We start from the raw sequence: 26,222 nt of genomic DNA on the forward strand, positions 1-26,222 counted from the left end.
GAGAGAGGCGTATATTGATTTATGAATCAAAGCTTTTGCGTTGCCTTAATGCAAAATTGACCATCAGGATCAATACCGGCACCTCGATCAAAGGTCCGATTACGGCTGCAAATGCTGCTCCGGAATCTATGCCAAACACAGCAATAGCAACTGCAATACCGAGTTCAAAATTGTTTCCTGCCGCAGTGAATGCAAGTGATGTCGATTTTGAATAATCCGCACCCGCCCGTTTGGAAAGATAGAATGCAGAAAAAAACATGATCGCAAAATAGAGCGTGAGCGGTATCGCAATACGCAACACATCGAAAGGAATCGTTACGATCAACTGACCTTTTAGACTAAACATTACCACTATCGTAAACAGCAAAGCGAGCAGGGTTATGGGGCTGAGCGCCGGAAGGAATTTCTTTTCGTACCAATCTTTACCAAATAGTCGGGTGAAAACAATTCGCGAGATAATTCCAGCCAGGAACGGAATACCCAGATAGATAAATACACTGTGCGCAACTTGGCCGATGGTAATATCTACATCAAATCCTCGGAGTCCGAACAGTGGCGGCAACAGTGTTACAAAAACATAGGCATACACCGAGTAAAAAAGTACCTGAAAAATACTATTGAACGCAACCAACCCGGCCGCGTACACCCGGTCACCGCCCGCCAGATCATTCCACACGATCACCATCGCAATGCACCGTGCAATGCCGATCATGATCAATCCGGTCATATATTCCGGTTTGTCGGGAAGGAAAATCACCGCCAATCCAAACATAAGCAGCGGCCCCACTATCCAATTTTGTAGCAGTGACAAGCCAAGGATGCGGCCGTTTTTGAATACTTGCGGAAGCTCCGAATAGCGCACTTTTGCAAGCGGCGGGTACATCATTAAGATCAAACCAATGGCGAGCGGCACATTGACACTTTGTGCACCTGTCGAACCGGAATTGAACTGATTGATAAAATCGGGTGCGCCCGGGAAAAAATACCCGATGGACACACCCAAAAGCATTGCCAGGAATATCCACAGCGTTAAATATCGATCGAGAAACGAAAGGCGCTTTTCTTGCATGAGATGTTTATTATTAGTCATTCCCGACTATCGGGCTGCGACGTTCCAGGAACACAACGTCGCGCCAAACTCCCTGATGCTTACCCAGTTTCTCCCGGTAACCGACCTGTCGGAAGCCCTGCCGTTCGTGTAAGGTAATACTTGCTTTGTTTTCAGGGAAAGTCTGCGCCTGCAAGGTCCAGAAACCAAGCTTTTCACTTAGAGGGATAAGTGCCGACAAAAGTGCCTGCCCGACGCCGCGCCCGTGGTGTTGAGGGTGAACGTAAACGCTCGTTTCGGCGACCCCACCATATACACAGCGGCTTGAAACGGCTGACAGCATTGCCCAGCCAATCACCTGCCCGTTATCTTCGGCCACGAGCTGCGGGTCTGCGAGAAATTTACCTTTTAATGCTTCCGTATCCGGTGCTTGCGTTTCATAAGTTGCATTGCCTGTATCTATTCCCAGCTGATAAATCTCCTTGACTGCCGGCCAGTCCGAGGCGATTAGGGTGCGGATCGTGCAGGCCATCAGGAAGGCATTTTTTGATTTATAAAATCTTTGCTATACTCCTTAATCTCGTCCCTCACCCGGCGGAACGATGTTTCCAGGTCTTCGCCGGCAGTGTGACCAGGATCGGAAAAGCTACGGTGGATCAGCTCACCTGCTGACGGAAAGTAGGGGCATTGCTCGCGTGCATTATCGCAAACGGTGATCACGTAGTCAAAAGCGATGCCGGTATATTCGTCGGCGTGGTTTGATGTATGATGCGAAATATCGATACCGTCTTCGGCCATCACCTGGACTGCTACCGGGTTTACGCCTTTGGGATCAACACCAGCACTGTATACTTCCGCGCGGTCACCGGCAAAATGTTGCAAATAAGCCTGGGCCAATTGGCTGCGGGCAGAGTTGCCCGTGCATAAAACGAGAATTTTCTTCATATTAGTAATTGATTAATGATTAGCAGCAGCCGGAACCGGGTTTACATGCAGCGCCCTCAGCTGCCACCAATTCCAATTCTTCTTTTTCGGGAGCAGGGCTGCAACATGCCGCATCAGCTGCGGTCGTTCCGCAAGCCTGGCCACGCGTCAGCGCCTTGCATTGTGTGAAATCAGGAACCAGGCGCACGGTGAGGCTGTCGCTTTCAACCAAAAAATCACCCGGGTATAATTGGCGCGTGTCGAACCTGGAATTGCCAAATTCAATTTTTACAATTGCATTCGGATTGAGTGGCAATGATTTCTCAACCAGGTTTACAATTTTCAGCGCCTTGTTCACCTGCATCGAGCGATCAGCTTCTTTTACCGGCGGCTCCCAAAGCTGCACGATCACTTCCGTCCAGCTGTTCATCACGCCTCCGCAATCCACCGAAACGATCGGCGCCTGCTTAATTTCGGTAATGTGAAAAGAACGGTCGACAAGCTTGCCCGCTTCGTATTCAAATTGCAGATGCAGATCCGGATTTTGTTCAAGCTTGCTTTTAAATGCCTGCCAGCTCATCGGTTCCCCGCCTATTGGATTGAATTGATTTGTCATAGGGCTAATAATTAAATGTAATATTGCGATTGATTTACTCAAAAAAATACTGATCAGTTACAGCATTTTACACCTTCGAAGGATTCCAGTATCGCGCCAAATGCCTGCCGGGCTTCTTCCCAAACGGGCGGATTGATACAGTAGCAAACGCGCGGCGGATTAATTTCACCCTGAATGATCCCGATCCGTTTCAGCTCCTTCAAATGCTGGGATACGGTTGCCTGGGCCAGTTCCAGCTCATCCACCAGATCCCCACAAACACAAGCTTTGCGGGCGATCAATAGCTGCAAAATGGCTACGCGCGCCGGGTGAGCAAATGCTTTTGCAAGATCTGCGATCCGGTTCTGCTGCTCGGTAAATATTTCCGTCTTCGTAAGTCCCATGCTGCAAACATAATTGAAAAATATTATTCAATCGCAATATTGCGATATAAATAGTTTGTGACCACAGAAAGCACCACAAAAGATGGCATTTTTAAGAGCGATGCTCTCACTTATCGTCATAATGCCCTTTTGCTGCAATCACAAATACTGTTACCGTCGTTTCAATGATTTGGTAGACGAGACGATGTTTTTTATCAATCCGCCTTGACCACAATCCGGAAAGCGTATTTTTGAGCTGTTCAGGTTTACCGATACCATGATAAGGATCTTTACCTAGCTCCTCAAAAATACGCTCGATGCGTTTGACGATTGCCTTGCCGCCAGATTTGTGTAGAAATGAAAGGTCTTTCTTAGCTCTGTCGGAGAAGGTTACAGAATATCTGCCCATATGTTTTTGAGATCGCGAATGGAAGTCACTCTTCCAGCCTTCACGTCCTCAATGCCTTCTTTAATGGCATTCAACACTTGCGGGTCAGAAAAAAAGACATCAGTTTCAGTACTTTCATCAATTGGCGTGAGTAAAACTGATTTTTTATTCTTTCCCCGGTGAATGATCACCCGCTCTCTTTCGGCCAAGTCCAGATAATCTTTTTGCTTGCCCCGGAACTCCCTAGCTGATATAATTCTCATGGGTGTACGATTTTGTGTACACAAATATAGTGGATTTTGTATTTGGTTTCTAAGTGTTCTTAATCCACCGCAGGAAAATTCCATTTGCTACATTCCAATTTTCGTATTACGTTTACCTCGCTCAATTTAGTGTAAAGGCCAGATCTCCATTTGTGAGGTCAGGAGGATTATTACTGACTACGTATATCGGTTAACGGTGTCGTGGCTGCCGTAATGGATTCAAACCTCCATTGCCTATACACTAGGTTGAGCAACGGTAAGCGCGGCACCGTTTATTGTTGCGCCTCATCAGCTACCGATTTTTTTATGCACACATTTCAAAACAACGAGTCCGATCCGCAGGCTCTCGACCGCCTCCACCTCGCCTACGGGCGCAAAGTTCACGAGCTTCTTTCATCGAGCGACGCTGCCACATGGATCGAAGACCTTTGGGACATGTACACCGGCTTCACACTATTTGCGCAGGAGTGCGGGACAGATCCGAAAGGCCACAACCGGTTCGTGAATTTCAAGGAACTGGTGTTCTTCTTTCAGGATGTGGGAAAAATGAGGGAATGTAAGGGGGTGGAGTAAGTAGTGGTATGCTTTTTGATGATCAAATGGAACTTGTGTTTGAAAGGTCAGGCACATTGAAATTTATCACCACTTAAACAGATCATTAAAATGAAAATCGCATCAACATTTCTGACACTCGCAACCGTAGCCATGTTATGGAGCTGTGGGTCTAAATCGACCGAAACGACCGACACTACTGACTTCGCAGACAGTACCAACGAAGCAGTAACGGATAATGCAGCCTCCGACTCAGCATCAGCTGTTGCCGAAGATGACGCAGAGTTTGCAGTAGAAGCCGCCAATGGCGGAATGGCAGAAGTCGCATTAAGCAAAATTGCCCAAGAAAAAGCGACTGACCCGAAAGTGAAAGAATTTGCAAAACAAATGATTACAGATCATACGAAAGCAAATGATGAACTGAAAACGCTGGCGACAAGCAAAAATATTACGCTTCCTGCTGCTCCAAATGAGGAAAAACAAAAAGCGGCATCAGACCTTGGCGCTAAAAGCGGAAGTGATTTTGACAAGGCTTACATAGCGCAAATGAAAAAAGACCACGATGAAACGGTGAAGCTTTTTGAAGATGCGCAAAAGGAAGTGAAAGACGCAGAGATGAAAGCTTTCATCGACAAAACTTTACCTGTGCTTAAAGCGCACGCTGAGCACGTGAAAAGTCTTGATAAGACGAAATAATCTTTCGGTTAGCATTTTGGAGCTGGCGGATACAACGTGTCCGCCAGCTTTTTTGTTTTCATGCAAAAGCGGTTTCCACAGAAAGCGTTTTCCAGGTCGCTATCTCATCCTGAAAAGCTTTAATCTTTGCCTCTGCAATGTCATTCGCATCCTGACCCAGCAGGAAATGAACCGGCGGGTTTTCAGCGTCAGCGATTGCAATGATCGCGGTAACACCTTTTACGGGATCGCCCGGCTGGTTTCCTTCGAGCTGCTCGTGGTACGCTTCCGAATCGCGGATCAGCTGGTAGTCGTTGATCCTTGTTTCGGGTAATCTCAATGAGCCGGATTTCAGGAAGTTGGTGCGGAAATAGCCAGGTTCCACAAGCGTGACTTTAATCCCGAACGGTGTCACTTCGGCCGCTAGCGATTCAGACAAACCTTCCACGGCAAATTTGGTAGCGCAGTAAATGCCCCAGCCAGGGAAATTTCCACTGATACCCGCGATGGATGAAATGTTAAGGATATGTCCGGATCCCTGTTTACGAAGTTGCGGCAAAACGTGACGTATAATATTCAGAGTTCCAAATACATTTACATCAAAATTGCTGCGGGATTCGGCGTCGGTCAATTCTTCAATCCCGCCGAGCTGGCCGTAACCTGCGTTGTTGGCAACTACATCAATGCGGCCGAAGCGCGAAACTGCCGTGTCGATCGCTTTGGAAACAGCGGCTTCGTCTGTGATATCAAGTGCCAGCGGGAGAAAACTTTCCGATTCAGTGCCAGCTGCATCCTGCAATTCGGCCAGGCTCCGTGAGGTAGCCACTACTTTGTGGCCAAGTTGTGATAACTGATTTACTAATTCTAAGCCGAAGCCTTTCGATGCTCCGGTGATAAACCATACTTTTTGATTGTCCATCTTTTCGATTCGTTTGTTTGACGAATACAAAAGTAGAGAAGCGGACAGGGGAGGTGTTTACGAAAATCAATGCGTTACTTACCAAATTCAAACAATGCGAAAAGTAGAGGGCGTAAGGCCGGTTCGTTTTTTGAAGAAGTAAGTAAAGTGGGCCGGCTCGTCGAAACCCAGGCTGTACCCGATCTCCGCAATGTTCCAGTCCGAATGCATTAGTAATGCTTTGGCCTCGCTGGCCAGCCGGTCGGCAATGTGATCGGTGGTAGTTTTGCCGGTAGTGTCGCGAACGCAGCGGTTAAGGTGGTTGACGTGCACGGCCAGCTGCGAGGCAAAATCACTGGCAGACCGCAGGCTGAACCTACGCGAAGGCGTTTCAATAGGAAACTGCCTTTCCAGCAATTCGATAAATATGTTGGTGAGCCGCGAACGCGCATCGGTATGTTTGTGAAGCGTTTCAGCCGGGCTCATTTTCAGGGCATAATGGATCAGCTCAAATACGTAATTTCTTACCAGGTCATATTTAAGGGGATAGTCGGAATTAATCTCGGTCAGCATCTTCTCGTAAATACTGCTTACTTCCTTGTCCTGCTGCTCACTAAGCGGATACGAAGGCGTGGCGCCGGGCTTGAAAACGGGCAGGTCGCCGGGACCGTTGTCGAAACGTCCCTGGAAAAATGCTTCCCTGAAAATGCAGAAAAAACCGGATGTATCGTCCGAAAGCGGCTCCCAGGTGTAGGGTACCTGCGGGTTGAAGAAAACGAGTGTGGGTCCTTTGATCTCGATGCTCTTGTCGGCATAATGATACACATTATGACCGCGGATCAGGGTTACTTTATAAAAATCCCTGCGGCTGTAAGGTTTTTCACCACAATCCGGCGCCATCCAGTCTTCCAGACGAAAAACGTTGGCTTGCCCGATGTCGGCTTTCAGCGATGAAGGCACATCCTGGAAATGAAATCGGTAAAAATCTTCGAGGCTTTCTGATTTCTGCATGCGGTAAATTTACCAAATTCAAACTGTAATAACTGAGTCCGACAATAATTAGTGTTTTATAAGGGTAGGAAGCTTCATAATTGGTTCTTAGTATTTAATCAATTAATCCTATACCCTTATATGACCAAACGGACGTTTACTTTATCTCTTTGTTTAATTTCCTTCCTCACTTTTTTGACGTTTACCTATCAGAAAATTCGCAGCAAGACCACCGCAGACCTTGTGATTATCGATGAATCGCTTCAAGATTACCGCACACTGGCAGCTGGCCTCGCTCCCGGCTCGCAGGTGATCTACGTTGCCAATAGTCCGGAAGGTTTTAAAGAACTCGAACAACAACTGGCCACGCACGGAAAAGCCGAGCGCGTGCACATTATGACCCACGGTACGGAAGGTAATTTTGTTCTCGGGCAAACCCAGCTCAATGGTGCCAATATCCGCGAGCACGAACGCTTCTGGCAAAGCCTTGGGAACGTACTCGTAGCTGGCAAATCCAGCCTGCTGCTTTACAGCTGCCAACTTACTGCCAGCCGCGACGGAGCCGGTTTCGTGCAGCGCCTGCACGAAATGCTTGGTGTGCCCGTGGCCGCTTCCAACGATCAGACCGGCTCAGAACGCCGTGGTGGTGACTGGGATCTGGAATATGTTGCTGGGAAAATAATTAAAAAGCACATATTGAAGCTCCTGGACTTTAAGGGGCTGCTTGTACCCACCTTCACACAGCTGACTGGCGGTTCAAGCCCTTTCAATGCTATGACAATCTCTACTGACAATCAGCTGATCTACGGGGACTTTGACGCTGATGGGGATATTGATATTCATTTATACCCCGGGGGGACTGTTAACCAATTCTGGCAAAACAATGGCAGCGGATCATTCGCGAGGGTGACCGGTTCTGCGGATCCCTTTGAGAATATCAACGAAAACGCGGTCTTTTATTCCGCTTCGAATGCATTTGTGGCAGACTGGGACAATGACGGCGACGATGATATCTACGTTCCGAGGCGCAACGGCAATACAGAGAAAAACTTTTTCTACCGCAACGACAATGGCAAATATGTGTTGCTGAGTGGCGCTTCCAGCCCGTTCAATCAAATCACTGTCAGCGGAGACAACCAGCTGATATTCGGTGATTTTGATGTTGACGGCGATATCGATTTGCATAGCTACCCAGGTAGCCAACTTGATAATGAGTTTTGGCAAAATAACGGCAGCGGCGCGTTCAGCAAGGTGACCGGCACGCAAAATCCGTTCGATGGCCTGCCCGGAAAGGCGGCCTTTTCCAGTGCGCAGTATGCTTATACGGCAGACTGGGACAATGATGGGGATGTTGATATTTTTATGAGTCAGGTTGGCGGTGCTTCGGTGAGAGAGTACTATCGCAATGATAACGGTGTATATTCAATACAGACCGGTGGGGCCAATCCGTTTAATGGGATGGTAATAGCCAGTGACAACCAGATTATTTTCGGCGACTTTGATGCAGACGGTGATATCGACCTGCATACTTCCGATGGCTCGGAAACGCTTGTTTTTCACAGGAACAATGGTAGCGGCGTTTTTACAAAGGTTACAGGTTCCGGAAACCCTTTCAATAATCTACCTCACTCCGGCGCTTTTTACAATAATTCGCTAAGATCTTTCGTAGCCGACTGGGACAATGATGGTGATGTGGATGTGTTTACTACCAACTACAACGGCGCAAACCAAAAATATTTTTTCCGTCAAAACGACGCACCGCCGCGGATAACGGCTACCAGCCCGGCCAACACCGCAACAGGGATTTCCGTGAGCAGCAACATTTCGTTTACATTTAGCCAGGCAGTTACCGGTGCAGCAGGCAAGTACATACAGATCCGCCGGTTGTTTGACGATGCCGTCTTTGCCACCATTGAAGCGAACAGTGCACAGGTGACCGGCAGTGGCTCAAATACCATTACCATTGATCCGACAACTGACCTGGAGGGCGGCAGGGCCTACTATGTTATAATTGACAAAGCCGCATTTGTCGACATCGAAGGTCGTATTCTCGAGGGTGTGGGTAATGGCGCTACCTGGCTGAGATTTACTACTGGTATACCTACCGTTGCGCCTACAGTCACCACGGCTTCCGCGGGGGAAATTTCACTCACTACTGCAAGTGTAGGTGGTGAAGTGACGGCCGATGGCGGCGCGGCCGTAACGGAGCGTGGTATTGTGTGGAGCACTTCAAATGCGCCTACTACGGCGTCCAATAAAGTGGCGATCGGTTCCGGGACAGGTAGTTTTAGTACCACCGTGACCGGGCTTCCGGCGGGTACGCGGGTTTACTTGCGTGCATATGCCATCAATTCCCAGGGAACTTCCTATGGTAGTGAGATAGATTTTTACACGCAAACGAGTGTAACCTCCGTTACCCGGCTTTCCTCTAATCCGTCCAATGATGGTGTTGTAACCTACCAGGTTGAGTTTGCACAAAGCGTTACCATGGAAGACGCATCCGCCTTTACCCTGGTGACCAGCGGCGTTTCGGGGGCATCAGTTTCCGGGGTTTCGGGTTCTGGTACAACTTACACTGTTTCCGTCAATACCGGAAGCGGTAATGGAACAGTGAAACTGGAAGTTACCGGCCTCACGAGCACAACACCGAATCTAAATGCGGCATTCACGGCGGCAAGTGCCTATACGATCTACAAAGTTTCGAATGCAGGCGATTATTATAGAAGCGCCGCTATTATCGGCACCTGGACCACTCCGGCTGACTGGCAGTCTTCTCAGGACAACAGCTTCTGGATTGCCGCAACATCTTCGCCGGGTGCCAGCGCGGCAGGTACGCTCATTTCCAGCGAGCAGATTGTACAGATTCCAAATGCAACAGACCTGGACATTAACAATCTGACGGTTAATGGTATACTATACTCAGGGGACGCGCAACTGCAAATTAATGGCAGCTTTATCAATAATGGCGTGATCATGGGGAATGCAACTTTTACCGGTACTGCATTTACAAATTCAGGAACCGTGGCACCGGGCGAGTCGGCAGGGACACTTAATTTCACAAGCGGCCTGAGTAATGAAGGTAGCTTACTGATGGAGATCGGCGGCACAACTGCCGGAACGGATTATGATCAGATCCAGACGGATGTTTTCACAGCGGGAGGCAGTATATCGGTATCATTCATCAATGGTTTCAAGCCTGCGCTTGGCGATGCGTTTGTACTGGTCGATGCAGCTAGCATTACGGGTACTTTCACAACACTGAACCTGCCGGATATCGCGCCACGTGTATGGGAGACAACTTATGAAAACAGCGAATTCAGAATCAGGGCAGTGAATGACCCCATGCCGGTTACCCTCATCAATTTCACAGCTTCAAAGAACGAATCGGCGGTTGATCTTGTCTGGAATACTTCCAGCGAGGTGAACAACAGCCATTTTGAGATTCAGCGCAGTGCAGAAGGGAAGGTTTGGGAGAACATCGGCACCGTCGCCAGACTTGACGATAACCTGGCAATCCGCCGCTACCGGTTCACTGATGCTATGCCGCTGCTATCCGAAAACTTCTACCGCCTCCGCATGGTAGATAACGACGGTACTTTCGCATTCAGTGAGATCGAGCACGTGCGCTTTGCCGACAACAAAACGCAGATCAGGAGCTACCCAAACCCGGTTACGGACAAGATTTTTCTGGATGCCGCAAATATTGAAAGCATCACGTCGGTGGAGATCTATTCCGCTTCCGGAGCCCTGCATTATTCGGGTACATATACCCGCGCGGGTATTGATGTGAAAACATTTCCCGCTGGCATTTTTATAGTAAGAACGACAAGTTCGAATCGCGAAGTGTCGACTTCCCATTTCGCCAAATACTGATAAAACTTCTTTTTCATTTTTAGTAATCCCAGCGTAGATATCTTATCTGCGCTGGGATTACTATGTATTTACCAATCTCATTTTAATACTTTTTAATACTTCTTTACATACGTTAAAAGTTCGGGTGGTTTCGCACATATACCTTTGTTGTCATCAAAGTGTAAGTGCACTTCGATTAAATTATTTACACAATATTTTAAAATGAACACTCAACTTTTAAAAATGAAAACGCAACTTTTGAAATCAGTAAGTGCATGTCTTATTGTAAGTACAGTATTATTTTCGACTTCTTGTAAAGAAGATCAAATTCTACAAGAGAGTCAGGTAGAACAAAATATCGGGGACGATAGTAATGCAAAGCTTCTGGGTACAAAACTGGATAAATTTGTATTCGCACAAAAAATCGAAGATTATCTTTATAATGTTGGATTCGGCTATTCAATTTATGTAGAGGGAGAAGAAATATTTAAAGGAAATGGAGGTGAAGGTTTTGCAAGAAAAGGTTTCGAAGTCGGCGGAGCTAAACCGCACGGGGCTTCCGTAAGGCAAGAAACGCTTGCAGCTACACAGTTCGTAACAGCGCTCGCAGTACTTAAAACTTTAAGGAAATACAATATCTCAGTCAAAGCGAAGGTGTGGCCTTACTTACCAAAAGGCTGGGTTCCCAGCCAAAAGTTTAAATCGCTGAGCTTCGAACAGTTGCTCGCTCACAAAACAGGATTAAGCAATGTTTTCGCGCCGAATAAGATCAAATTAGTTGTGGAGGGTACAATTGATAATGCCCCTCTTATTGGGAATGCTGATATTAATTATAGTCTGCTCGGCATTATAACTCCATTTGTTGAAGCGGTTGAATTGAGCAAAAAGGGAAATGCAACCAGATTGAATCTGCTTAATAAGGTCCCGATGGCGTTTAATACCTATGCAAATGCGTTTGGGGAAATTGTTCTGGCCAATGTGTTCGTACCAGCAGGACTTCCTTACGCCAATAGAGTTTCCTGGAGTGCCTGGAATGAGAGCGGTCCGATAAATGCATCTCTTGCAACGCAGGGATATCCCGCACTAAAAGGCGATGCTCCCGGACTTGATAAGGCTGAGGTTGTTGCACATGCAGGGGCAACGGGATTATATCTGAGTGCGTCCGAATTTGCAAAAATTCAGTCAGCAGCTTCTCAATTCAAGATAGTTAGTTCTGACGATTTGAAACTAATGAAAGATAGCCTTTTAGGCTTTACCGGAAAAATTAATGGTGGAGTAGGGACTTACTATTACAAAACTGATTCAGGACTCAATTGCGAAACAATGATCATGGATTTTGGAAAAGTTCAGGTTTGTATATTGGCCAATTCAACACAGAATGATTTTGTTCAAAACCCTGCTGCTATTGCCAAGTTATTTGATCAATCATTACATTAAGTAAACTCAAAATTAATAAGATCGAAACCACTGGATTAATACATGCAATTGCATTGCCAGTTGGTTTCGATATTAAATGAACACACAAATTAATTCAACAATCATTTAATCAATTCAACACAATGAAAAAGAACATGACATTAATCGGGTTATCAAAATATGCAGGATTGGCTTGTATCGTATTGTTAAGTGCTTGCAATAATGATCACGAACCGGACGCAGAAATTCCGGGAACTTACACGGTAGTGACGGGCAGCGGGGACATTAATGCAAAGCTCGCCGAATTCAGGACTTTACTTGGCGATCCGCTGAATACTACGCCCAATCAGCCCGCGGTTGGCAGGCGCGAAATCAACTGGGACGGTGTTCCTGACAATCTTACAAATACGGATACATTTCCGGGAGATTTTTTCAACAGCACAGATCCCGGGGCTCCTGCCGGCAGAAAACGGGGCGCCGTTTTATCAACTCCCGGACAGGGTTTGCGTGTGAGCAACAACGATTTTACCGATGTTCTTACAGGGGATGCCAATCATTTTAACGCTTTCAGTCCGGCACGTACGTTCGCGGCGGTTGGAAGCAACAAAATGGATGTTACCTTCAAAGTTCCTGGAACAGCGACCGACGCTTCTGTGAAGGGTTTCGGGGTTATATTTTCAGACGTTAACCTGGAAAATTATACCACAGTTGAATTTTACGACGGAGATAAAAGTCTGGGCCAGTTTAAAGCTCCGGTGAAAACGGACGAAAACGGATTTTCTTTCCTCGGTGTAGCCTTCACAGACGCCAAAGTAACAAGAGTGAGAATCACTTCCGGCACCGCAGCGATCGGGAAGGCTACCTATAATGCGCCTAACGATCAGGTGATTATGGACGATTTCTTTTACAGCGAGCCGCTGGCGCAATAGGAGTTACCTGAATATCTCATTCATTTCCGTTAATATCAACGGCGCCTTATCAGTCACAACAATTGTATGTTCGTGCTGAGCCATAAAGCCACCTTTATTTCCCACCATCGTCCAGCCATCGTTGAGTTCGGTTGCGAAGGATGAGGTTGTGGAAATAAAGGTTTCAATGGCTACAACCGAATTCTTCTTAAACCGTCTCTGATCAGATTTATTTTTATAGTTCAACAGTTCGTTGGGCTGCTCGTGAAGAGCTCTGCCGATACCGTGGCCTGCCAGATTTCTGATCACTTTGAAGCCGCGTTTCTTAGCCTCCGATTCCATTAAATGACCAATATCCGCTATTCTTACACCGCCTCTGATACTATTGATCGTCTTGATCAGAATCTCTTTCGATGCATTCACAAGCTTCTGGTGCTGATTAATATCCTGTCCGAGCACGAAAGAGCCTCCGTTATCTGCCCAAAATCCATCCAGCTCGGCTGAAACATCGACGTTAATTAAATCTCCTTCTTTTAGTATCCTTTTAGCCGAAGGTACACCGTGGCAAAATTCGTTGTTGACACTAATGCACGTCCATCCCGGAAAACCATAAGTGGAGTGGGGGGCTGATTTCGCTCCGAATTCAGCCAGTATTTTTGCTCCGAATTCATCAAGTTCTTTGGTCGTCATTCCAGGCTGAGCGTGCTGTATCATTTTCTTCAAAGTATATGCTACCGCCTCACTCGCTTTTTGCATTCCTGACAAATCTGACTCTTTCGTAATTGACATATATTCCCGTTGTTTATTGAAATGCTGCACCGTAATATACTGGTACCAGTTAGCGAACACCAGATATAGCTCTTTGGTTTTGCAAAATACAAAGGTTCCTTTTTTGATTACAACTAATTTTATGTCCTGACAGTCTTCCAGCATCTGCCGACTCCTGTACGGGCTCTGAAAACCGAATTGAAATACTGTCGATCCGCAGGCAGTAGGTTTAGGCCGCATTTAAATCTCTCTTAATTTTTTAAATAGTTAGGAAGTGTTCTCTTGGCAAAATACATTTGCGCATCAATTTGTATTCTGTCTAAATAAGTTTAATGAAACCGCTTCTATCTATCTGTATTTGCCTCCTTTTATCAGCCCAATGCTTTGCGCAGACGGGAAAACTGAAAGGAATTGTAGTTGACAACGCCAAAAGCGGCCTTCCGGGTGTCAATGTAATGATCAAAAATACCAGCGCAGGGTCCCAGACCAACGAATCGGGTTACTTCGAAATATCCAATATCAACGACGGTGAATTCGTATTGTCCATTTCTTCGGTGGGGTTTAAGACCAAAGAAGTGCGCTTCACGATTGCTCAGAACGAAGTGGATCTGCAAACGATCACCCTGTATGCGGGCGACGAGATCTTGCGGGAAGTGGTGATCGAAGGCGAGCGGGAGAATAAATTTTCCAGAAGTAAAACAGCTTATGTTTCCAAACTGCCGCTGCGCGATTCCGAAAATACGCAGGTTTACAGCACGATTACCAACTATCTGCTAAAATCCCAGATCATCACCAACTTCGATGATGCATTGAAAAATGCAACCGGAGTGGAAAACCTGTGGACTTCTACCGGCCGCGGCGGCGACGGCGCCGGCTACTTTTCACTGCGCGGATTCGCAATTCAGCCCAAGCTGGTGAATGGACTGCCTGGTTTGACCAATGGTACGATCAATCCTGCCAATATCGAGCGGATCGAAGTATTGAAAGGACCGTCCGCGACATTGTTTGGTAATGCTGTAAGTTCTTATGGCGGACTGATTAATGTGGTTACCAAAAAGCCTTACGTCGGAACCGGCGGCGAGCTTTCTTACACAACCGGTTCTTTTGGATTGAATCAGATTACAGGAGATTTCAATACTGCTTTAAATAAAGAGAAAAACCTGTATTTCCGGTTGAATACCTCTTACGCCACCGAGCGCAGCTTTCAGGATGCGGGTTTTAGAAAGTCGTTTTTCGTAGCGCCTTCGCTTTCTTATAAAGTGAACAATAACCTGTCATTTTCTTTCTATGGCGAGATTACGCAGGCCGAGCAAACCAATCCGATGTTCCTGTTCCTGAACAGAAGTGCGCCCACGGATGCCAGAAACATCAAAGACCTTAATTACAACAACAAGCTTTCGTTTACCAGCAATGACCTGACATTGCAAAACCCTACCCAGAATTACCGCGTAGAAATGGACTACAAATTGTCGGATACGTGGGAATCGCAGACACTGATCTCAAAAAGCGCCACTTCGACGAAAGGGTACTATTCCTATCTGTTTGATTACGGGATATTAGGAAACGATACTTATTCGAGGTTTTTGAACAAACAAAATGAATATACCGGTACTTCTGATATTCAACAGAATTTCATCGGTGATTTCAGGCTGGGTTCGTTGAGAAACCGCGTGGTGATCGGGCTGGATTATTTTTCAGCTATTTCAACCAGCAATGGAACAGGTTACGCATTTTACGGAAATGTAACGCCTGAGGGTGGGGCAAATGGGGATAATCCTTTTACGCCTGATGAGGTTGAAACTACGGCTTACCCGCTTTCTACCTCGGCTGTCGATGCCGTTTTGGCGACTCAACCTGTTTCTAATGCAAAGTCGAAATTCAATATTTACAGCGCTTATGCTTCGGACGTTTTGAATTTAACCAATAACCTGTCCGTTATGCTCGGCCTTCGCCTGGACCATTTTGATAATGTCGGTGACGTGGCAACTGCTGCCGACGACTATAACCAAACCACTTTGTCGCCTAAATTCGGGATCTTATACCAGCCGGTTATCGACAAGGTTTCGATTTTTGCCAACTATCAGAACGGTTTTACAAATGTAGCGCCGGCACTTGTAGGGAATCCGGAAGACGGCCCGCAAACGATCAAAACTTTCAGGCCGGAGCAGGCGAACCAGATCGAGTTTGGTATCAAAACGAATATCATCAAAAACAGGCTGAATGCGACGATCAGCTATTACGATATCCGCGTCAAAGATCAGGTTATCTCAGACCCAGCGTCCCCTTTTAACAAAATCCAGGGAGGTGAAATTTACAGTAAAGGTTTTGAGATTGAATTGAATGCAAATCCAGCCAACGGGTTGAATATCAGAGCAGGATATAGCAACAACGATAGCAAGACAACCAGGTCGGACAATACCGAAATTTTAAATAGACGTCCACTCGACGCCGGCTCAAAACATACTTACAATGCTTGGGCAAACTACGAAGTTCCAGCCGGGAAATTACAGGGATTCGGGATCGGCGCAGGCTTTAATGGTGCAAGTGAGAGGTTTGCAATCAACTACGCATCTACCGGCAACTTCATGCTCCCCGCCTACACAGTAGCCAATGCATCCCTCTTTTACCAGGCCGAGAATTACCGCATTGGTGTAAAGCTGAACAATGCATTTAACAAAGAATACTACAAAGGCTGGTCAACGATCGCCCCACAAACGCCGCGGGCATTGATTGCGAACATTACTTACAGTTTTTAAGCAGTCAATAGAGCTTGCGTTAAAGGTCAGTGGATTTGTTTCCTCTGGCCTTTTTTGTGATGAAGCAAGTGGAAGCGTGAAGATTTTAAATAGGAGATTTGAAGGAGAAAAAAGTAGGGCAGCTACTCAGAAAACAGGATAGCCGGATCATTTCAGGTAAAACGTCTGACTGAAAGCACCGTTTGCCGCGCTGTCCCAGGCTTCCACGCGCATCCATTTCCTGCCTTTCAGCCTGGGACGAAACTGCAATTGCTGCTCACCGAATGCGCGGGTATTGGTCAGGTCCATTCGTTCGCGGTACACTTTTTCGCCGTCGCCGGATATTACCTCCACAAAGTTCATCGGAAAAGTCCAGCTCAGTTTCAGGCGCAGATCAGCTGTACCGTCTGCATTCAATGCGAGCGAGTCGCCGGACAATTTTCCGTTTACTTTCAGTTCATGCATTAATACCTCGCCGGTAGTCGCAAAGAATTTGCCGCGCTGCATCGCGTCTACCACCGGCTGCCAGCCTTCATTGAATTTGGGAAGCTGGTCGAGCATCAGGTAGTTCACATTCATGTGCGCATACATTTCATTCTCCTGCGTAACCGTGAAGAGGTCGGCCTCGGCGATCACCGTTTTCTTTTCCCCCCAGTTATTCATATCGTCCAGCAGGTCCAGCACGCGGTTTCCAAGTCGGGGCTGCGACAGGTCGGCGGGCATTGCTTTCCAGGCTGCTCCCATAAACCGATCGGATTTAAAAAAGGGTTCGTGGTTATAAATGTCCGGGGTATTCACCGATCCTTTGGTGCGCGCATGAGCTGTCCACGCCAATCCCCGCTCGTCCTGCAACAGTTTCAGCATTTCATTTTTATCCCCGATGTGATATACCTTGCCAAAACCCGGCTTATCCTCCACATAAGGCGTTTCCTTTTTCCGCGACATGATCCAGTAGACTGGTTTGGGGAAGATCTGCATCCAGTGCCCGCCGAAGAACTCGTTGGGTTCTTCTCCAGGCATCAGCAGAAATTCATGATCAGAAAGCCGCTCGCATTGTTCAAAAAGTGCTTTCAGCTCCCTCAGCCGAAGTGAATCCGGGCCTTTTGGGTGGGCGGTATAATGAAACTCTCCCAAATGGACCATATCAACACCCAGCCGCTTGAATACTTCCACAAACTCTGGCTTTTCAGGAACGGGCTTGCCGGCCAGTACCATATTCATAATGAACTCGTTATGGAAATGGCTCGACATAGTTTTGAATCCCGGCAGCTTGACATACTTGTCCGCATTTGTGAATTTTTTGACAGCGTCAATAGCCTCTTTGCCACCGGCATTATCCAAAAGGCAGAAGAAATTCAGCCGCTGCTCCGTTCCCGGCGGGGCATTAAACCACGGCACAAAGCGCCGGTCACCTTCCAGTTCCTGACGGATCCCGATCCCGTAACCGTCCAGCATTTTGCGGTAACCCTTTCCGTGCCAGATGAATTTGAGGTTAAAGGCTTCGTCGAGTGGATAAAAGTACTGGTGCGGCGCAGGGAAAACCGCCAGTGTTCCGCCGGTAGTCTGGGCAGCAATAGTCCTGTATTTCAAAGCAAGATTTTTGGCAGAATCACCATACTGTACCGGAGTTGATTCGATCTGGTCTGCTGTATTTGTCCAGGATAAGTTTTTCCACTTTTCCGTCCGGCTTATCAGCCCCGCATCGTACACGATCGCGGCCGCTTCTGCTTTCGTGGACATCACAGCAGCAATGTTGAAAAGCGGGCTGCCGTTGTAGAAAGTTACTTCCAGCACTCCGGAAAACCGGTCGGCCGAGAGGCTGCCGATCGTTACTACCGTGCGGCTGCCCACACTTTTGACAGCGATATTTGTCTTTTTTAGTTTAACAGGATAGGTTTCAAAGGGGCGGGAGGGGACTTTGTCAAAGAAGATATTCCACCCATTCTGAGAGAGCAGGTCGCGCTTGCCGACTGTCAGCAAAAAAGCGGCATCCAGATCTTCCGACACAGTTTTGGGGTCTGATTTTGTGCCTAATGCAATGCGTTTAAACAATGGATTAGCGGGCGACATATCGAACTGCACATTTGCAAACTTCCCGTCACCGGCCGGCCATGAAACTTCCACCAGTTCTTTCTGGCTCGTGACGGTAGCCTCATTTTTCCGGTTAAACTGGTCGGTATTCAATTTCACCTGCGCCCGCGCCTGCACGGATCCCGCAAGCAGGATAGTGATCAGAAATAAAGTTCTGCGTATCATAAATCGTCTCGACAGTTCCGACATGAAATTTTTCTGGCATAAGTTCAAACCCGGTGACTTTTACCCGGTTGCGGACCCGACAACCGCTGGAATTGTCTCAAATGGCCGTTTTTTGGATGGAATGTCGGATATTTGCCGCGTCAGATTTGTCATTTGAGAGTTCATTAAGTCGTCTTATCCAGTGCGATTTGAAAATTTTCGGACTTTTTTTGTAGGGCGGGAGGGATTACGGTTGTCTTCCTGTTAAGTAGTCAGATAGCCATTTAAATTAAAAGATATGAAAGATCGTGCTGAACATTTTCCGGGAGAGGGACGAGATCGGGAGATTTCGGAATCCCGGCAACAAATGTCATCGGTCCCGAAAATGAGTATCGGATTGAATTTCCTGCTGATAATCTGCCGCGCTGCTTCTTTTGCCATCTATTTCACGACAAGATTTGTGCTCCGGTACCGGCGTGAGATACTCGAAGAAAATTTTAAAAATGCATTCCCCGATAAGTCAAAGGCCGAAAGAAAGGCGCTCATTAAAGTATATTACAAGCATTTGGGCGACCTGGTTGTCGAGCCGGTCCTTTTCTCGATCGTGAATGCGAATGTGAAAAAGAGGTTGGCCACCTATCAAAACAAGGAACTGCTAAGCAAGTTATATGGTGAAAACAAGCACGTAATTCTGTTAGCCTCCCACCATGGAAACTGGGAATATCTGATCAACCTGCCGCGGGAGGTCGACTTCAAAGTTTATACTGCCTACACAGCTATTTCTAATGCACACATAGACAGTTGGGTTCACAACATGCGCTCGAAAATGGGGGTGGAAGTGATCGTGAAAAAGAACTTTTACAAAACCGCTTTGTCCGCATTGAGGTCCCCGGATCAGCCTGCGCTCTTTGTCGTGATCGCCGACCAGCGACCAGCGCCCGGAAGCACCAAACACAGCGTGAAGTTTTTACACCAGACTACCAGCGTGCAGATTGGCGCTGAGCGGCTTGCATTGGCTTCCAATGCGGTGGTACTTTACCTCCAATGCGAGAAAGTCGCGCGGTTCCATTACCAGTATACCTTTCATCTCATCACCGAAAATCCCGCAGCCGGAGAGCCGCTCAGCATTACAAAAGCCTATTACGAGAAGATCGAGCAGGATATTCAAGCCGACCCCGGTTACTGGCTGTGGACCCACAAAAGGTGGAAACCTGTCGCGTCGCTATCAAAAGCGGACCCCGTCGTCGCCTGATCAACATGATTGAAACCGGCCCTCCTGAGTGCGTTGATCTTAACTCCTTTCCTGCCAGCGCATAGATCACCTCAGTATTATTGGGAAAATTATTTGCCTAGCATTAGCTCGTCTATTCGCGCGCGTATTTTTTCTGCCGGCTGATTAATCGTTAAATATCCCTGCTTCCGGTTAACGGGAACCACCCACTTGTTGCTTCCGTCGGGCGCTACTTCGCAATGTCCGTCTTTTTTTACTGAGAAATAGGGTTGTGCGCCTTCAATCGCTTCCAATATTGCGATCTGGTCCCAGCTGGCCCGGCCTTTAAACTCATTATACAGCGAATAGGCTTTGTAAACCGGACTCTCCAGATCACAGCTTTCCTTAAAAGTGGCGCCGCCGGTGACGATCTGACTGCCGACTTCCCAGCCCGCAAATGTTACCGGAAATGTCCATTTAGCGAGACACTCAATCGTTGACCGTGGATCCGGCCGGTAGAAATTTGCTTCTTTACCCTCCGGAAATTGTCCGCCCATACAAGACCAGCTTTTCACCTTTTTTCGTACCAGATCCAGGCCATTCAACGGACTAATCGTGTCCGGTGCAGAGTCCAATAATCTCGCCAGGCTCGTGAGATGCCCGATCGTAATGATCACTACGCTGGCATCTGGCGCATTGGCCAGTAATTTCCGGTAAAGTACTGTGCCATCCCCGGCTTCTGCGTTGGAAGTCAAACGGTTAGGGAACTGGGCGGCTATTTGTTTAGTATACCTGGAAAACACCCGCAGCGAATCTTTCTGGCTCACACCGATCGGAATATCTTTTCTTCCAAACCACACATTGATCGCATCGGTACAAGGCGCGCTGAATTGATCATCGCTGGTAACGATAATCCCCAGTATCCGCGCTTTTTGCTGTCGCTCATACGCATGCAGCATCGCCAAAGCGCCCACATCATCCACATCCGAATCCATATCCGTGTCCAGTATCACAGAGACGGGGGGTCGGTTTGCAGGTACTTTAATAGGCTTTTTGGGTAATACAAAAAATAAGAGGAAGATTAGGAAGAGTCGGATCATGGGTGATTGTTATGACGTATGCATTTCGCTTGCCTTTCTTCAAACCTACCAATTTTCGGTTAACACTTGACACGTAACGTGTCGATTATTACCTTTATAAAATACACCACTATCATCGATGGATAAAAGACAACTGATATTTGAACTCAGAATGGAAATTGCAGCAGTCAGACAAGCACTCAGGGATTCGGAAGATGCCGGTTTAACGGAGGTGCAGATTGACGGACTACTTGAAAGGCTGAGTTACCTGTTGGAAATTGTGCGAAAATTGGAAGAATAGGGGAAGTGGAAGTTTTAGAAAACAGATCAACAATGAATACAGCGGAAAAAACTAACGTGGATGAGCTTCTCAAAAGGGCCGATCAGTTGATCAATGCAGGAAAGGAATTCCTGGTGAGTGAGGGAAAAGTGCTTGAATTGAGTGACTGGCTGACAATCGCTCAATATGCAGATAAATATGGTGTTACGACACAGGTCATTTCTAAATGGATCGAGCGGGGTGTGATCGGTGAGGATGATTACGTAGACGTCGGTAAGTTTGGTAAGAAACTCGTCAGAGATACAGCATACAGATCCTGATCCTGTTGTACAAAAATCGCCTGCGCTGAAAGTAACTAGCGCAGGCGATTTCATAATATCATAGGTTAAAATCAATATATCAACCGCCCCCAACTTTCGCTTGCTCGGGCAGTCCGTCGTAGCCGCCTGACTGGTCCGCGGCTTCTGCTTCAATTTGGTGCGCATTTTCTGCTTGGTTCGCATTTTCTGAAGTACTGGTTTCACTTTCAGCTTCCTGCGATTTGGCCGATTCTGTATTGTCTCCATTGGAGGAGAGGTAACTGGCCAGATCATTCAGTCCTTTTTCCCAGCCTTCCTGATGTGGAGATAGGAACTCCGGACCCGAAAATCCTTCTTGTACTACCCGCAGCCTGCTTCCTTCACCTTCCGTAGTGAATGCAATATGCAAGGTATAACCGCTTTCCGAACCTTCATCATTCATATTCCAAACCCACGTATAAACAAGTTTTTCGCCGGGTACCACTTCGCTGTATGTGCCGGTTATCTCCAAATCCGCATCTCCCACGTAATATTCCACGGCCCCGCCTTCACGCAGCTCATTCTTCACGCCGGTGATCGTTTCTCCCATTGGCTTCCACCATTTTTTCAAGTGCTCAGCTTCGGTCCACGCAGCGAAAAGTGTCGCTACATCGACATCAAAGCCACGCTCTATTTCAAGCACATTACTGTTCTGATCCATTTCCATTTTTCAATTTTTAGTTTGTTGATTACGCTCACCGCGTTATGCGTCGCATTGTCATAATAACTATGCCGCGGAAAGGTTGTTTTCTTGCGGGTCAAAAAGCGACCTCACATTTGTAGCGAATAAGAAGGTCCGTTTTAAAGTAAATATGCATTGTCGCCGAGTTTAGTATTAATTAGCTGAGGCGATTCGAAAAGCGTTTTCAGTTGCTTGCTGATAAACTTTGATATTACTATTTTTAAAATATTCAAACAGACTATGATACTAGAACGGCGTGAATTCCTTTCCTCACTGACCCTGGCCGGCGCGGCTACTTTGTTCCCGGGCATTTCCCTGCTGGCGGCAACTTCTCCCAAAAAAGAAAAACTGGGTGTCGCGCTTGTGGGACTAGGCTATTATAGCACCGACCTGCTGGCTCCCGCTCTGCAACTTACCGAGAAATGCTACCTCGCAGGAATTGTGACCGGAACACCGGCAAAGGCGGAAACGTGGAAAACCAAGTACAATATTCCTGAGAAGAATATTTACACCTATGAGAACTTTGATAAGATCGCGGACAATCCCGACATCGATATTGTGTACGTGGTATTGCCGCCTTCTATGCACCGTGAGTTTGTAGTGCGCGCAGCGAAAGCCGGTAAGCACGTGTTTTGCGAAAAACCGATGGCACCTTCCGTCGCCGACTGTGAGGCGATGATCGCAGCATGCAAAAGCAATAAGGTAAAGCTGGCAATAGGCTACCGCTGCCAGCACGATCCGAATATTCAGGCTTACATGAAAGTAGCGAAAGAGCAGAAATTCGGGAAAGTGAAAATGGTGAACAGCGCAGCCGGGTATGTGGACAACCGGACAACGCATTGGAAGCAAAATAAAAAACTGGGCGGAGGCGTAATGGGGGATATGGGCGTGTATGCATTGCAGGGAGCGCGGCTCGCAACCGGTGAGGAGCCGATTAGCGTGATTGCGCAGGCGTCAACCACCCGGCCGGAAATTTACAAGGAAGTAGAGGAAACGATGATGTTTATGCTGGATTTCCCTAGTGGTGCACGCGCGGCTTGCCAGACTAGTTTTGGTACTAATATGAACCACCTTCAAGTCAATTACGAAAAAGGCTGGCTGAAAATGGAGCCGCATTCGGGTTATAATGGGAATAAGGGTAGCATGTCTGACGGTACGGTGATCAACTTCCCGATTAAAAGTCAGCAGGCGAAGCAAATGGATGAAGATGCGCTGGCAATTCTAAACAATACCGACCTGATCGCGCCGGGAGAAGAAGGTTTGCGGGATATCAGGGTAGTGGAGGCGATTTATAAATCTGTTGCTTCCGGTAAAAGTGTTAAGATCTAGTTTATCATTAAAAAGGAGCGTCCAAAGTGCGCTCCTTTTAATCAGCTTCGGTCAGGTGCCGGATCTCATCCACGAGATTAGGTACTGAAAATGTCTTTTCTATAAACTTATCTACACCCAGATTAGAAAGCCTCGATTGCCATTCCTGGGGGATAGAAGTGGAATAAACCACGATACAAGGGTGGTCAAATTCTTTCAGTTTCTGTAATTCCTGTAAACAGCGGTCGCCAGCAATCCTTGGCAGGCTAAGATCTATAAAAACATAGCCGGGAGTAGAAGCCGCGGGTTTACTGAAATAATTGATTGCAGACTCACAATCAGAAAAGAACAGACAGTCAACGGACCTACCCAAGTCGTCGAGTGCCATCTTGAATATTTCATGATCATCCGTATCATCGTCGATCATTACAAAAAGTCTCTTGTTACTCATATAGTGTTGTTTCTATCTTTTATGTAAACTGGGGCAATCAAAAACAGGTACCTCGTCAGCACCTGTTTTTGATTTTGAATATTGATTCGGTGATCAATATTCATCCAGATTTTCTTCCTGATCGTGCCCCTGCAATTTGACGATCTTGTTGTAAAGTCCCAATAACAGGAAAGGAGCCGGCCATTGTCCTACAAATAGGGCATTGTGTTTATGTCCCATAATTTTAAGTCCAAGAGAAACACCTATTGCTCCCACTGCTGCCCACAGAAATAGGTCAGACGGTAATTTAGAAGTTTGTTCTTCAATTGCTTTTGCAACTTTCCCCTCGCCGTGTCCGGCATTCGCTAAATCTTTCATAGTAGTTGTTGATGATTAATGTTTGGACGCTTACTAAAAAAGCGTACCACGAATGCATAAGGCTAGATGGGGAGTGATAGTAAAATAAATTTTAAAAAAAATGTGACCATCTGAAGAGTCGGACGTCTAAAGGGTTCTATCGCTTCGATTACGGGGCGAACACAACATCCGTAAATCATCCGGAAACTCATGAAACAACTTATCGCTTTCGCACTGATCCTGTTCCTTGCTGGCTGCAAGAAAGACAAGATCGATCCTCATCAGGCTATTCTGGGGAAATGGGAGGAGTTTTATGTCGGGAATGGCGAGTACCAGCCACCTATCGATCCTCCCACCGGTTACATAGAATTTATGGAGGATAGTGTATTGTTAACTCACAATTATAGTCCAAAGAGCACAATGAAACATAAGTATTGGATTGACTCATTCCTTCATATTGGATCAGCTTATTTTAGCTATGAGTTTCAGGCTGACACATTAAAACTGAATATAGAATATGCGACATCAATATTAAGTGTTTCAAAGTACAAGCGAATTCGCTAAAACAAATGCACACTATGAAAAATCAGTTACTCTCTGCCATGATTTTGGCATTACCGATGCTGGCCAAAGCGCAGCAGTCGAAACCGGTACCAACCGTTTTGACAGACAAAGATGGCATTATCCAGGCGATGGAATTCTCGGATAATGCACCAAGCCCTACTGATCAGGAATTTATGAGGCAGTATTTAAAGATCACCGCCGACGATCGTTTTGAAAAAGCAAACGACAAGGAGCGAAGCCCTGGAAATACCGACGACCACTTCGACCAATTTTATAAAGGCATAAAAGTGGATGGGGCAGGATATAACTTTCACTACAAAAAGGGAAAGCTATTTTACGCACACGGTCATTTTGTTAAAATTGGAAACCTGGACATAGTACCATCGATTAATTCGGAAAGAGCGAAAGAACTGTTTGCAGCTTACAAGCAAATACCTGCCAGCGAAATCTCTGGCTTCACTTCGGAGCTGCTGGTGAAGGAAATCGCGTCGGCAGACAGTACTGCTTATCTGGTATTCGAAATTTACCTGCGCAGCAACGCTCCAGTGAATGATGAAATTGGGTATGTAAATGCCAAAACGGGAGAAGTGTTAGCGACAGAGCCTATTTTTTCGCATAGCTCACCACACGTTAAAGGCATTCAGCCGAAGACAATTCAAACGACCACCCCCGACCTGAAACGTGCATTAACTCCTGCAAATGGCAACTTTGCTACCCGGTACAGCGGGGCCAGAACGGGGAGCACGGACAAAGACGGGCTTAAATACCGCCTTTTGGATGAAACCAGGGGCGCTGTTATACATACCTGGAACATGCAGGGAAGTTTTGATTTTGACGCCAGTGTTGAACTGCTAGATAACGATAATATATGGACTGCGGCAGAACATGCTGCCAATGAAAATGACATGGGGCTCGACATTCATTGGGCATTGCAAAAGATCTATGATCGACTAAATACCGTACATGCCGTCAATAGTTTTAACGATCCAGTTGCTGGCGCGGGGTTTCCAATCAATGCGTATATCCGATACGGTAATACTGACATCGCAAGAAACAATGCGGGGTGGGCGGCAGCTGTAAAATCCTTAGTCTTCGGTGACGGCGCTACCGTTTACCGGCCAATGGCAAGTGTCGATGTTGTTGCACATGAATACGGGCATGGTATTACCGATTTTCAGATCGGATGGGGGAACTCGGGAGATCAAGGAGCTTTCAATGAAGGGTTGAGCGACATCTGGGGAGCCATAATGCAGCATAGAATCACTGGGGGCAACATTTGGCAGCGGCCCTGATCACCTTTGTCCGAATGCCACTTACACGATTGCAAATCTGCCAGCTGGCTCT

27 protein-coding genes are annotated in these 26,222 nt (G+C 46.9%); 12 read left to right on the forward strand and 15 right to left on the reverse strand.

The features are described 5' to 3' along the window. Positions 1-19: 19 nt before the first annotated feature. From arsB to LZG94_RS04185, 7 genes are all read right to left on the reverse strand, one after another. Positions 20-1,069 carry an ACR3 family arsenite efflux transporter gene (arsB, locus tag LZG94_RS04155; protein WP_233790678.1) on the reverse strand — a complete coding sequence of 350 codons (1,050 nt, stop codon included), beginning with the start codon at positions 1,067-1,069 and terminating at the stop codon, positions 20-22. A gap of 13 nt (positions 1,070-1,082) precedes the next feature. Beyond that, positions 1,083-1,580 (reverse strand): GNAT family N-acetyltransferase, encoded by a 498-nt coding sequence (locus LZG94_RS04160; RefSeq protein ID WP_233790679.1) that lies wholly within the window; start codon positions 1,578-1,580, stop codon positions 1,083-1,085. Beyond that, complete coding sequence (locus tag LZG94_RS04165; protein WP_233790680.1) at positions 1,580-1,993, reverse strand: arsenate reductase ArsC; 414 nt, start codon at positions 1,991-1,993, stop codon at positions 1,580-1,582. The genes LZG94_RS04160 and LZG94_RS04165 overlap by 1 nt, the downstream gene beginning before the upstream one ends. Positions 1,994-2,012: 19 nt before the next feature. Further along, positions 2,013-2,588 carry a DUF6428 family protein gene (locus tag LZG94_RS04170; RefSeq protein WP_233790681.1) on the reverse strand — a complete coding sequence of 192 codons (576 nt, stop codon included), beginning with the start codon at positions 2,586-2,588 and terminating at the stop codon, positions 2,013-2,015. Between the two features lie 53 nt (positions 2,589-2,641). Then, complete coding sequence (locus tag LZG94_RS04175; RefSeq protein WP_233790682.1) at positions 2,642-2,971, reverse strand: helix-turn-helix transcriptional regulator; 330 nt, start codon at positions 2,969-2,971, stop codon at positions 2,642-2,644. Between the two features lie 106 nt (positions 2,972-3,077). Beyond that, positions 3,078-3,359, reverse strand: coding sequence for a Txe/YoeB family addiction module toxin (locus LZG94_RS04180; RefSeq protein WP_233790683.1), 282 nt, complete (start codon positions 3,357-3,359; stop codon positions 3,078-3,080). After that, entirely contained in the window at positions 3,341-3,601 is a 261-nt protein-coding gene (locus LZG94_RS04185) for a type II toxin-antitoxin system Phd/YefM family antitoxin (protein ID WP_233790684.1), read from the reverse strand. The genes LZG94_RS04180 and LZG94_RS04185 overlap by 19 nt, the downstream gene beginning before the upstream one ends. A gap of 306 nt (positions 3,602-3,907) precedes the next feature. Between LZG94_RS04185 and LZG94_RS04190 the strand changes: the two genes are divergently transcribed. Both LZG94_RS04190 and LZG94_RS04195 read left to right on the forward strand, forming a co-directional pair. Next, positions 3,908-4,174, forward strand: a complete 267-nt coding sequence (locus LZG94_RS04190) for a hypothetical protein (RefSeq protein ID WP_233790685.1) — start codon at positions 3,908-3,910, stop codon at positions 4,172-4,174. Positions 4,175-4,264: 90 nt separating this feature from the next. After that, positions 4,265-4,849 (forward strand): DUF4142 domain-containing protein, encoded by a 585-nt coding sequence (locus LZG94_RS04195; protein ID WP_233790686.1) that lies wholly within the window; start codon positions 4,265-4,267, stop codon positions 4,847-4,849. A 58-nt stretch (positions 4,850-4,907) separates the two neighbouring features. Here the strand turns inward: LZG94_RS04195 and LZG94_RS04200 are convergent, their stop codons facing one another. Beyond that, complete coding sequence (locus LZG94_RS04200; RefSeq protein ID WP_233790687.1) at positions 4,908-5,747, reverse strand: oxidoreductase; 840 nt, start codon at positions 5,745-5,747, stop codon at positions 4,908-4,910. 87 nt (positions 5,748-5,834) lie between these two features. Beyond that, the gene (locus LZG94_RS04205) at positions 5,835-6,737 is read right to left on the reverse strand and encodes an AraC family transcriptional regulator (RefSeq protein WP_233790688.1); all 903 of its coding nucleotides are present in this window, start codon (positions 6,735-6,737) and stop codon (positions 5,835-5,837) included. Positions 6,738-6,911: 174 nt separating this feature from the next. Here LZG94_RS04205 and LZG94_RS04210 point away from each other — a divergent pair, with 174 nt between their 5' ends. The 3 genes from LZG94_RS04210 to LZG94_RS04220 all read left to right on the forward strand — a co-directional run bounded on the left by LZG94_RS04210 (position 6,912) and on the right by LZG94_RS04220 (position 12,913). Beyond that, a complete protein-coding gene (locus tag LZG94_RS04210) occupies positions 6,912-10,589 on the forward strand; it encodes a DUF4347 domain-containing protein (protein ID WP_233790689.1) in 3,678 nt (1,225 codons plus the stop codon). Between the two features lie 222 nt (positions 10,590-10,811). After that, entirely contained in the window at positions 10,812-12,005 is a 1,194-nt protein-coding gene (locus LZG94_RS04215; protein WP_233790690.1) for a hypothetical protein, read from the forward strand. Positions 12,006-12,127: 122 nt separating this feature from the next. After that, on the forward strand, positions 12,128-12,913 hold the full coding sequence (locus LZG94_RS04220; protein WP_233790691.1) for a hypothetical protein: 786 nt from the start codon (positions 12,128-12,130) through the stop codon (positions 12,911-12,913). A 3-nt stretch (positions 12,914-12,916) separates the two neighbouring features. Here the strand turns inward: LZG94_RS04220 and map are convergent, their stop codons facing one another. Continuing rightward, on the reverse strand, positions 12,917-13,681 hold the full coding sequence (gene map, locus LZG94_RS04225; protein WP_233790692.1) for a type I methionyl aminopeptidase: 765 nt from the start codon (positions 13,679-13,681) through the stop codon (positions 12,917-12,919). A gap of 311 nt (positions 13,682-13,992) precedes the next feature. On the opposite strand from map, the gene LZG94_RS04230 reads away from it, so the two are divergent. After that, entirely contained in the window at positions 13,993-16,416 is a 2,424-nt protein-coding gene (locus tag LZG94_RS04230) for a TonB-dependent receptor (RefSeq protein WP_233790693.1), read from the forward strand. Positions 16,417-16,563: 147 nt separating this feature from the next. On the opposite strand, the gene LZG94_RS04235 is transcribed toward LZG94_RS04230, so the two are convergent. Next, positions 16,564-18,651, reverse strand: coding sequence for a hypothetical protein (locus LZG94_RS04235; protein WP_233790694.1), 2,088 nt, complete (start codon positions 18,649-18,651; stop codon positions 16,564-16,566). A gap of 277 nt (positions 18,652-18,928) precedes the next feature. On the opposite strand from LZG94_RS04235, the gene LZG94_RS04240 reads away from it, so the two are divergent. Next, a complete protein-coding gene (locus tag LZG94_RS04240) occupies positions 18,929-19,882 on the forward strand; it encodes a lysophospholipid acyltransferase family protein (RefSeq protein ID WP_233790695.1) in 954 nt (317 codons plus the stop codon). A gap of 89 nt (positions 19,883-19,971) precedes the next feature. Here the strand turns inward: LZG94_RS04240 and LZG94_RS04245 are convergent, their stop codons facing one another. Beyond that, complete coding sequence (locus LZG94_RS04245) at positions 19,972-20,940, reverse strand: nucleoside hydrolase (protein WP_233790696.1); 969 nt, start codon at positions 20,938-20,940, stop codon at positions 19,972-19,974. 118 nt (positions 20,941-21,058) lie between these two features. On the opposite strand from LZG94_RS04245, the gene LZG94_RS04250 reads away from it, so the two are divergent. Next, the gene (locus LZG94_RS04250; protein ID WP_233790697.1) at positions 21,059-21,220 is read left to right on the forward strand and encodes a hypothetical protein; all 162 of its coding nucleotides are present in this window, start codon (positions 21,059-21,061) and stop codon (positions 21,218-21,220) included. Positions 21,221-21,252: 32 nt separating this feature from the next. Next, positions 21,253-21,519: a hypothetical protein gene (locus LZG94_RS04255; protein WP_233790698.1), complete on the forward strand. Its 267-nt coding sequence runs from the start codon at positions 21,253-21,255 to the stop codon at positions 21,517-21,519. A gap of 79 nt (positions 21,520-21,598) precedes the next feature. On the opposite strand, the gene LZG94_RS04260 is transcribed toward LZG94_RS04255, so the two are convergent. Beyond that, positions 21,599-22,198 (reverse strand): SRPBCC domain-containing protein, encoded by a 600-nt coding sequence (locus LZG94_RS04260; protein ID WP_233790699.1) that lies wholly within the window; start codon positions 22,196-22,198, stop codon positions 21,599-21,601. A 261-nt stretch (positions 22,199-22,459) separates the two neighbouring features. On the opposite strand from LZG94_RS04260, the gene LZG94_RS04265 reads away from it, so the two are divergent. After that, positions 22,460-23,548 (forward strand): Gfo/Idh/MocA family protein, encoded by a 1,089-nt coding sequence (locus tag LZG94_RS04265; protein WP_233790700.1) that lies wholly within the window; start codon positions 22,460-22,462, stop codon positions 23,546-23,548. A 37-nt stretch (positions 23,549-23,585) separates the two neighbouring features. Here LZG94_RS04265 and LZG94_RS04270 read toward each other — a convergent pair whose 3' ends face one another. After that, positions 23,586-23,978 carry a response regulator gene (locus LZG94_RS04270; protein ID WP_233790701.1) on the reverse strand — a complete coding sequence of 131 codons (393 nt, stop codon included), beginning with the start codon at positions 23,976-23,978 and terminating at the stop codon, positions 23,586-23,588. Between the two features lie 93 nt (positions 23,979-24,071). Beyond that, complete coding sequence (locus LZG94_RS04275) at positions 24,072-24,335, reverse strand: hypothetical protein (RefSeq protein ID WP_233790702.1); 264 nt, start codon at positions 24,333-24,335, stop codon at positions 24,072-24,074. Positions 24,336-24,524: 189 nt separating this feature from the next. Here LZG94_RS04275 and LZG94_RS04280 point away from each other — a divergent pair, with 189 nt between their 5' ends. Continuing rightward, a complete protein-coding gene (locus tag LZG94_RS04280) occupies positions 24,525-24,878 on the forward strand; it encodes a hypothetical protein (RefSeq protein WP_233790703.1) in 354 nt (117 codons plus the stop codon). Positions 24,879-24,892: 14 nt separating this feature from the next. After that, positions 24,893-26,170: a hypothetical protein gene (locus LZG94_RS04285; RefSeq protein ID WP_233790704.1), complete on the forward strand. Its 1,278-nt coding sequence runs from the start codon at positions 24,893-24,895 to the stop codon at positions 26,168-26,170. Positions 26,171-26,222 lie beyond the last annotated feature (52 nt).

The organism is Dyadobacter sp. CY343, from assembly GCF_021390335.1.
Taxonomy (GTDB): Bacteria; Bacteroidota; Bacteroidia; order Cytophagales; family Spirosomataceae; genus Dyadobacter.

Coding starts and splice junctions, on each gene's coding strand:
- arsB (WP_233790678.1), bottom strand. CDS start 1,069: ATGCAAGAAAAGCGCCTTTCGTTTCTCGATCGATATTTAACGCTGTGG.
- LZG94_RS04160 (WP_233790679.1), bottom strand. CDS start 1,580: ATGGCCTGCACGATCCGCACCCTAATCGCCTCGGACTGGCCGGCAGTC.
- LZG94_RS04165 (WP_233790680.1), bottom strand. CDS start 1,993: ATGAAGAAAATTCTCGTTTTATGCACGGGCAACTCTGCCCGCAGCCAA.
- LZG94_RS04170 (WP_233790681.1), bottom strand. CDS start 2,588: ATGACAAATCAATTCAATCCAATAGGCGGGGAACCGATGAGCTGGCAG.
- LZG94_RS04175 (WP_233790682.1), bottom strand. CDS start 2,971: ATGGGACTTACGAAGACGGAAATATTTACCGAGCAGCAGAACCGGATC.
- LZG94_RS04180 (WP_233790683.1), bottom strand. CDS start 3,359: ATGGGCAGATATTCTGTAACCTTCTCCGACAGAGCTAAGAAAGACCTT.
- LZG94_RS04185 (WP_233790684.1), bottom strand. CDS start 3,601: ATGAGAATTATATCAGCTAGGGAGTTCCGGGGCAAGCAAAAAGATTAT.
- LZG94_RS04190 (WP_233790685.1), top strand. CDS start 3,908: ATGCACACATTTCAAAACAACGAGTCCGATCCGCAGGCTCTCGACCGC.
- LZG94_RS04195 (WP_233790686.1), top strand. CDS start 4,265: ATGAAAATCGCATCAACATTTCTGACACTCGCAACCGTAGCCATGTTA.
- LZG94_RS04200 (WP_233790687.1), bottom strand. CDS start 5,747: ATGGACAATCAAAAAGTATGGTTTATCACCGGAGCATCGAAAGGCTTC.
- LZG94_RS04205 (WP_233790688.1), bottom strand. CDS start 6,737: ATGCAGAAATCAGAAAGCCTCGAAGATTTTTACCGATTTCATTTCCAG.
- LZG94_RS04215 (WP_233790690.1), top strand. CDS start 10,812: ATGAAAACGCAACTTTTGAAATCAGTAAGTGCATGTCTTATTGTAAGT.
- LZG94_RS04220 (WP_233790691.1), top strand. CDS start 12,128: ATGAAAAAGAACATGACATTAATCGGGTTATCAAAATATGCAGGATTG.
- map (WP_233790692.1), bottom strand. CDS start 13,681: ATGTCAATTACGAAAGAGTCAGATTTGTCAGGAATGCAAAAAGCGAGT.
- LZG94_RS04230 (WP_233790693.1), top strand. CDS start 13,993: ATGAAACCGCTTCTATCTATCTGTATTTGCCTCCTTTTATCAGCCCAA.
- LZG94_RS04235 (WP_233790694.1), bottom strand. CDS start 18,651: ATGATACGCAGAACTTTATTTCTGATCACTATCCTGCTTGCGGGATCC.
- LZG94_RS04240 (WP_233790695.1), top strand. CDS start 18,929: ATGAAAGATCGTGCTGAACATTTTCCGGGAGAGGGACGAGATCGGGAG.
- LZG94_RS04245 (WP_233790696.1), bottom strand. CDS start 20,940: ATGATCCGACTCTTCCTAATCTTCCTCTTATTTTTTGTATTACCCAAA.
- LZG94_RS04250 (WP_233790697.1), top strand. CDS start 21,059: ATGGATAAAAGACAACTGATATTTGAACTCAGAATGGAAATTGCAGCA.
- LZG94_RS04255 (WP_233790698.1), top strand. CDS start 21,253: ATGAATACAGCGGAAAAAACTAACGTGGATGAGCTTCTCAAAAGGGCC.
- LZG94_RS04260 (WP_233790699.1), bottom strand. CDS start 22,198: ATGGATCAGAACAGTAATGTGCTTGAAATAGAGCGTGGCTTTGATGTC.
- LZG94_RS04265 (WP_233790700.1), top strand. CDS start 22,460: ATGATACTAGAACGGCGTGAATTCCTTTCCTCACTGACCCTGGCCGGC.
- LZG94_RS04270 (WP_233790701.1), bottom strand. CDS start 23,978: ATGAGTAACAAGAGACTTTTTGTAATGATCGACGATGATACGGATGAT.
- LZG94_RS04275 (WP_233790702.1), bottom strand. CDS start 24,335: ATGAAAGATTTAGCGAATGCCGGACACGGCGAGGGGAAAGTTGCAAAA.
- LZG94_RS04280 (WP_233790703.1), top strand. CDS start 24,525: ATGAAACAACTTATCGCTTTCGCACTGATCCTGTTCCTTGCTGGCTGC.
- LZG94_RS04285 (WP_233790704.1), top strand. CDS start 24,893: ATGAAAAATCAGTTACTCTCTGCCATGATTTTGGCATTACCGATGCTG.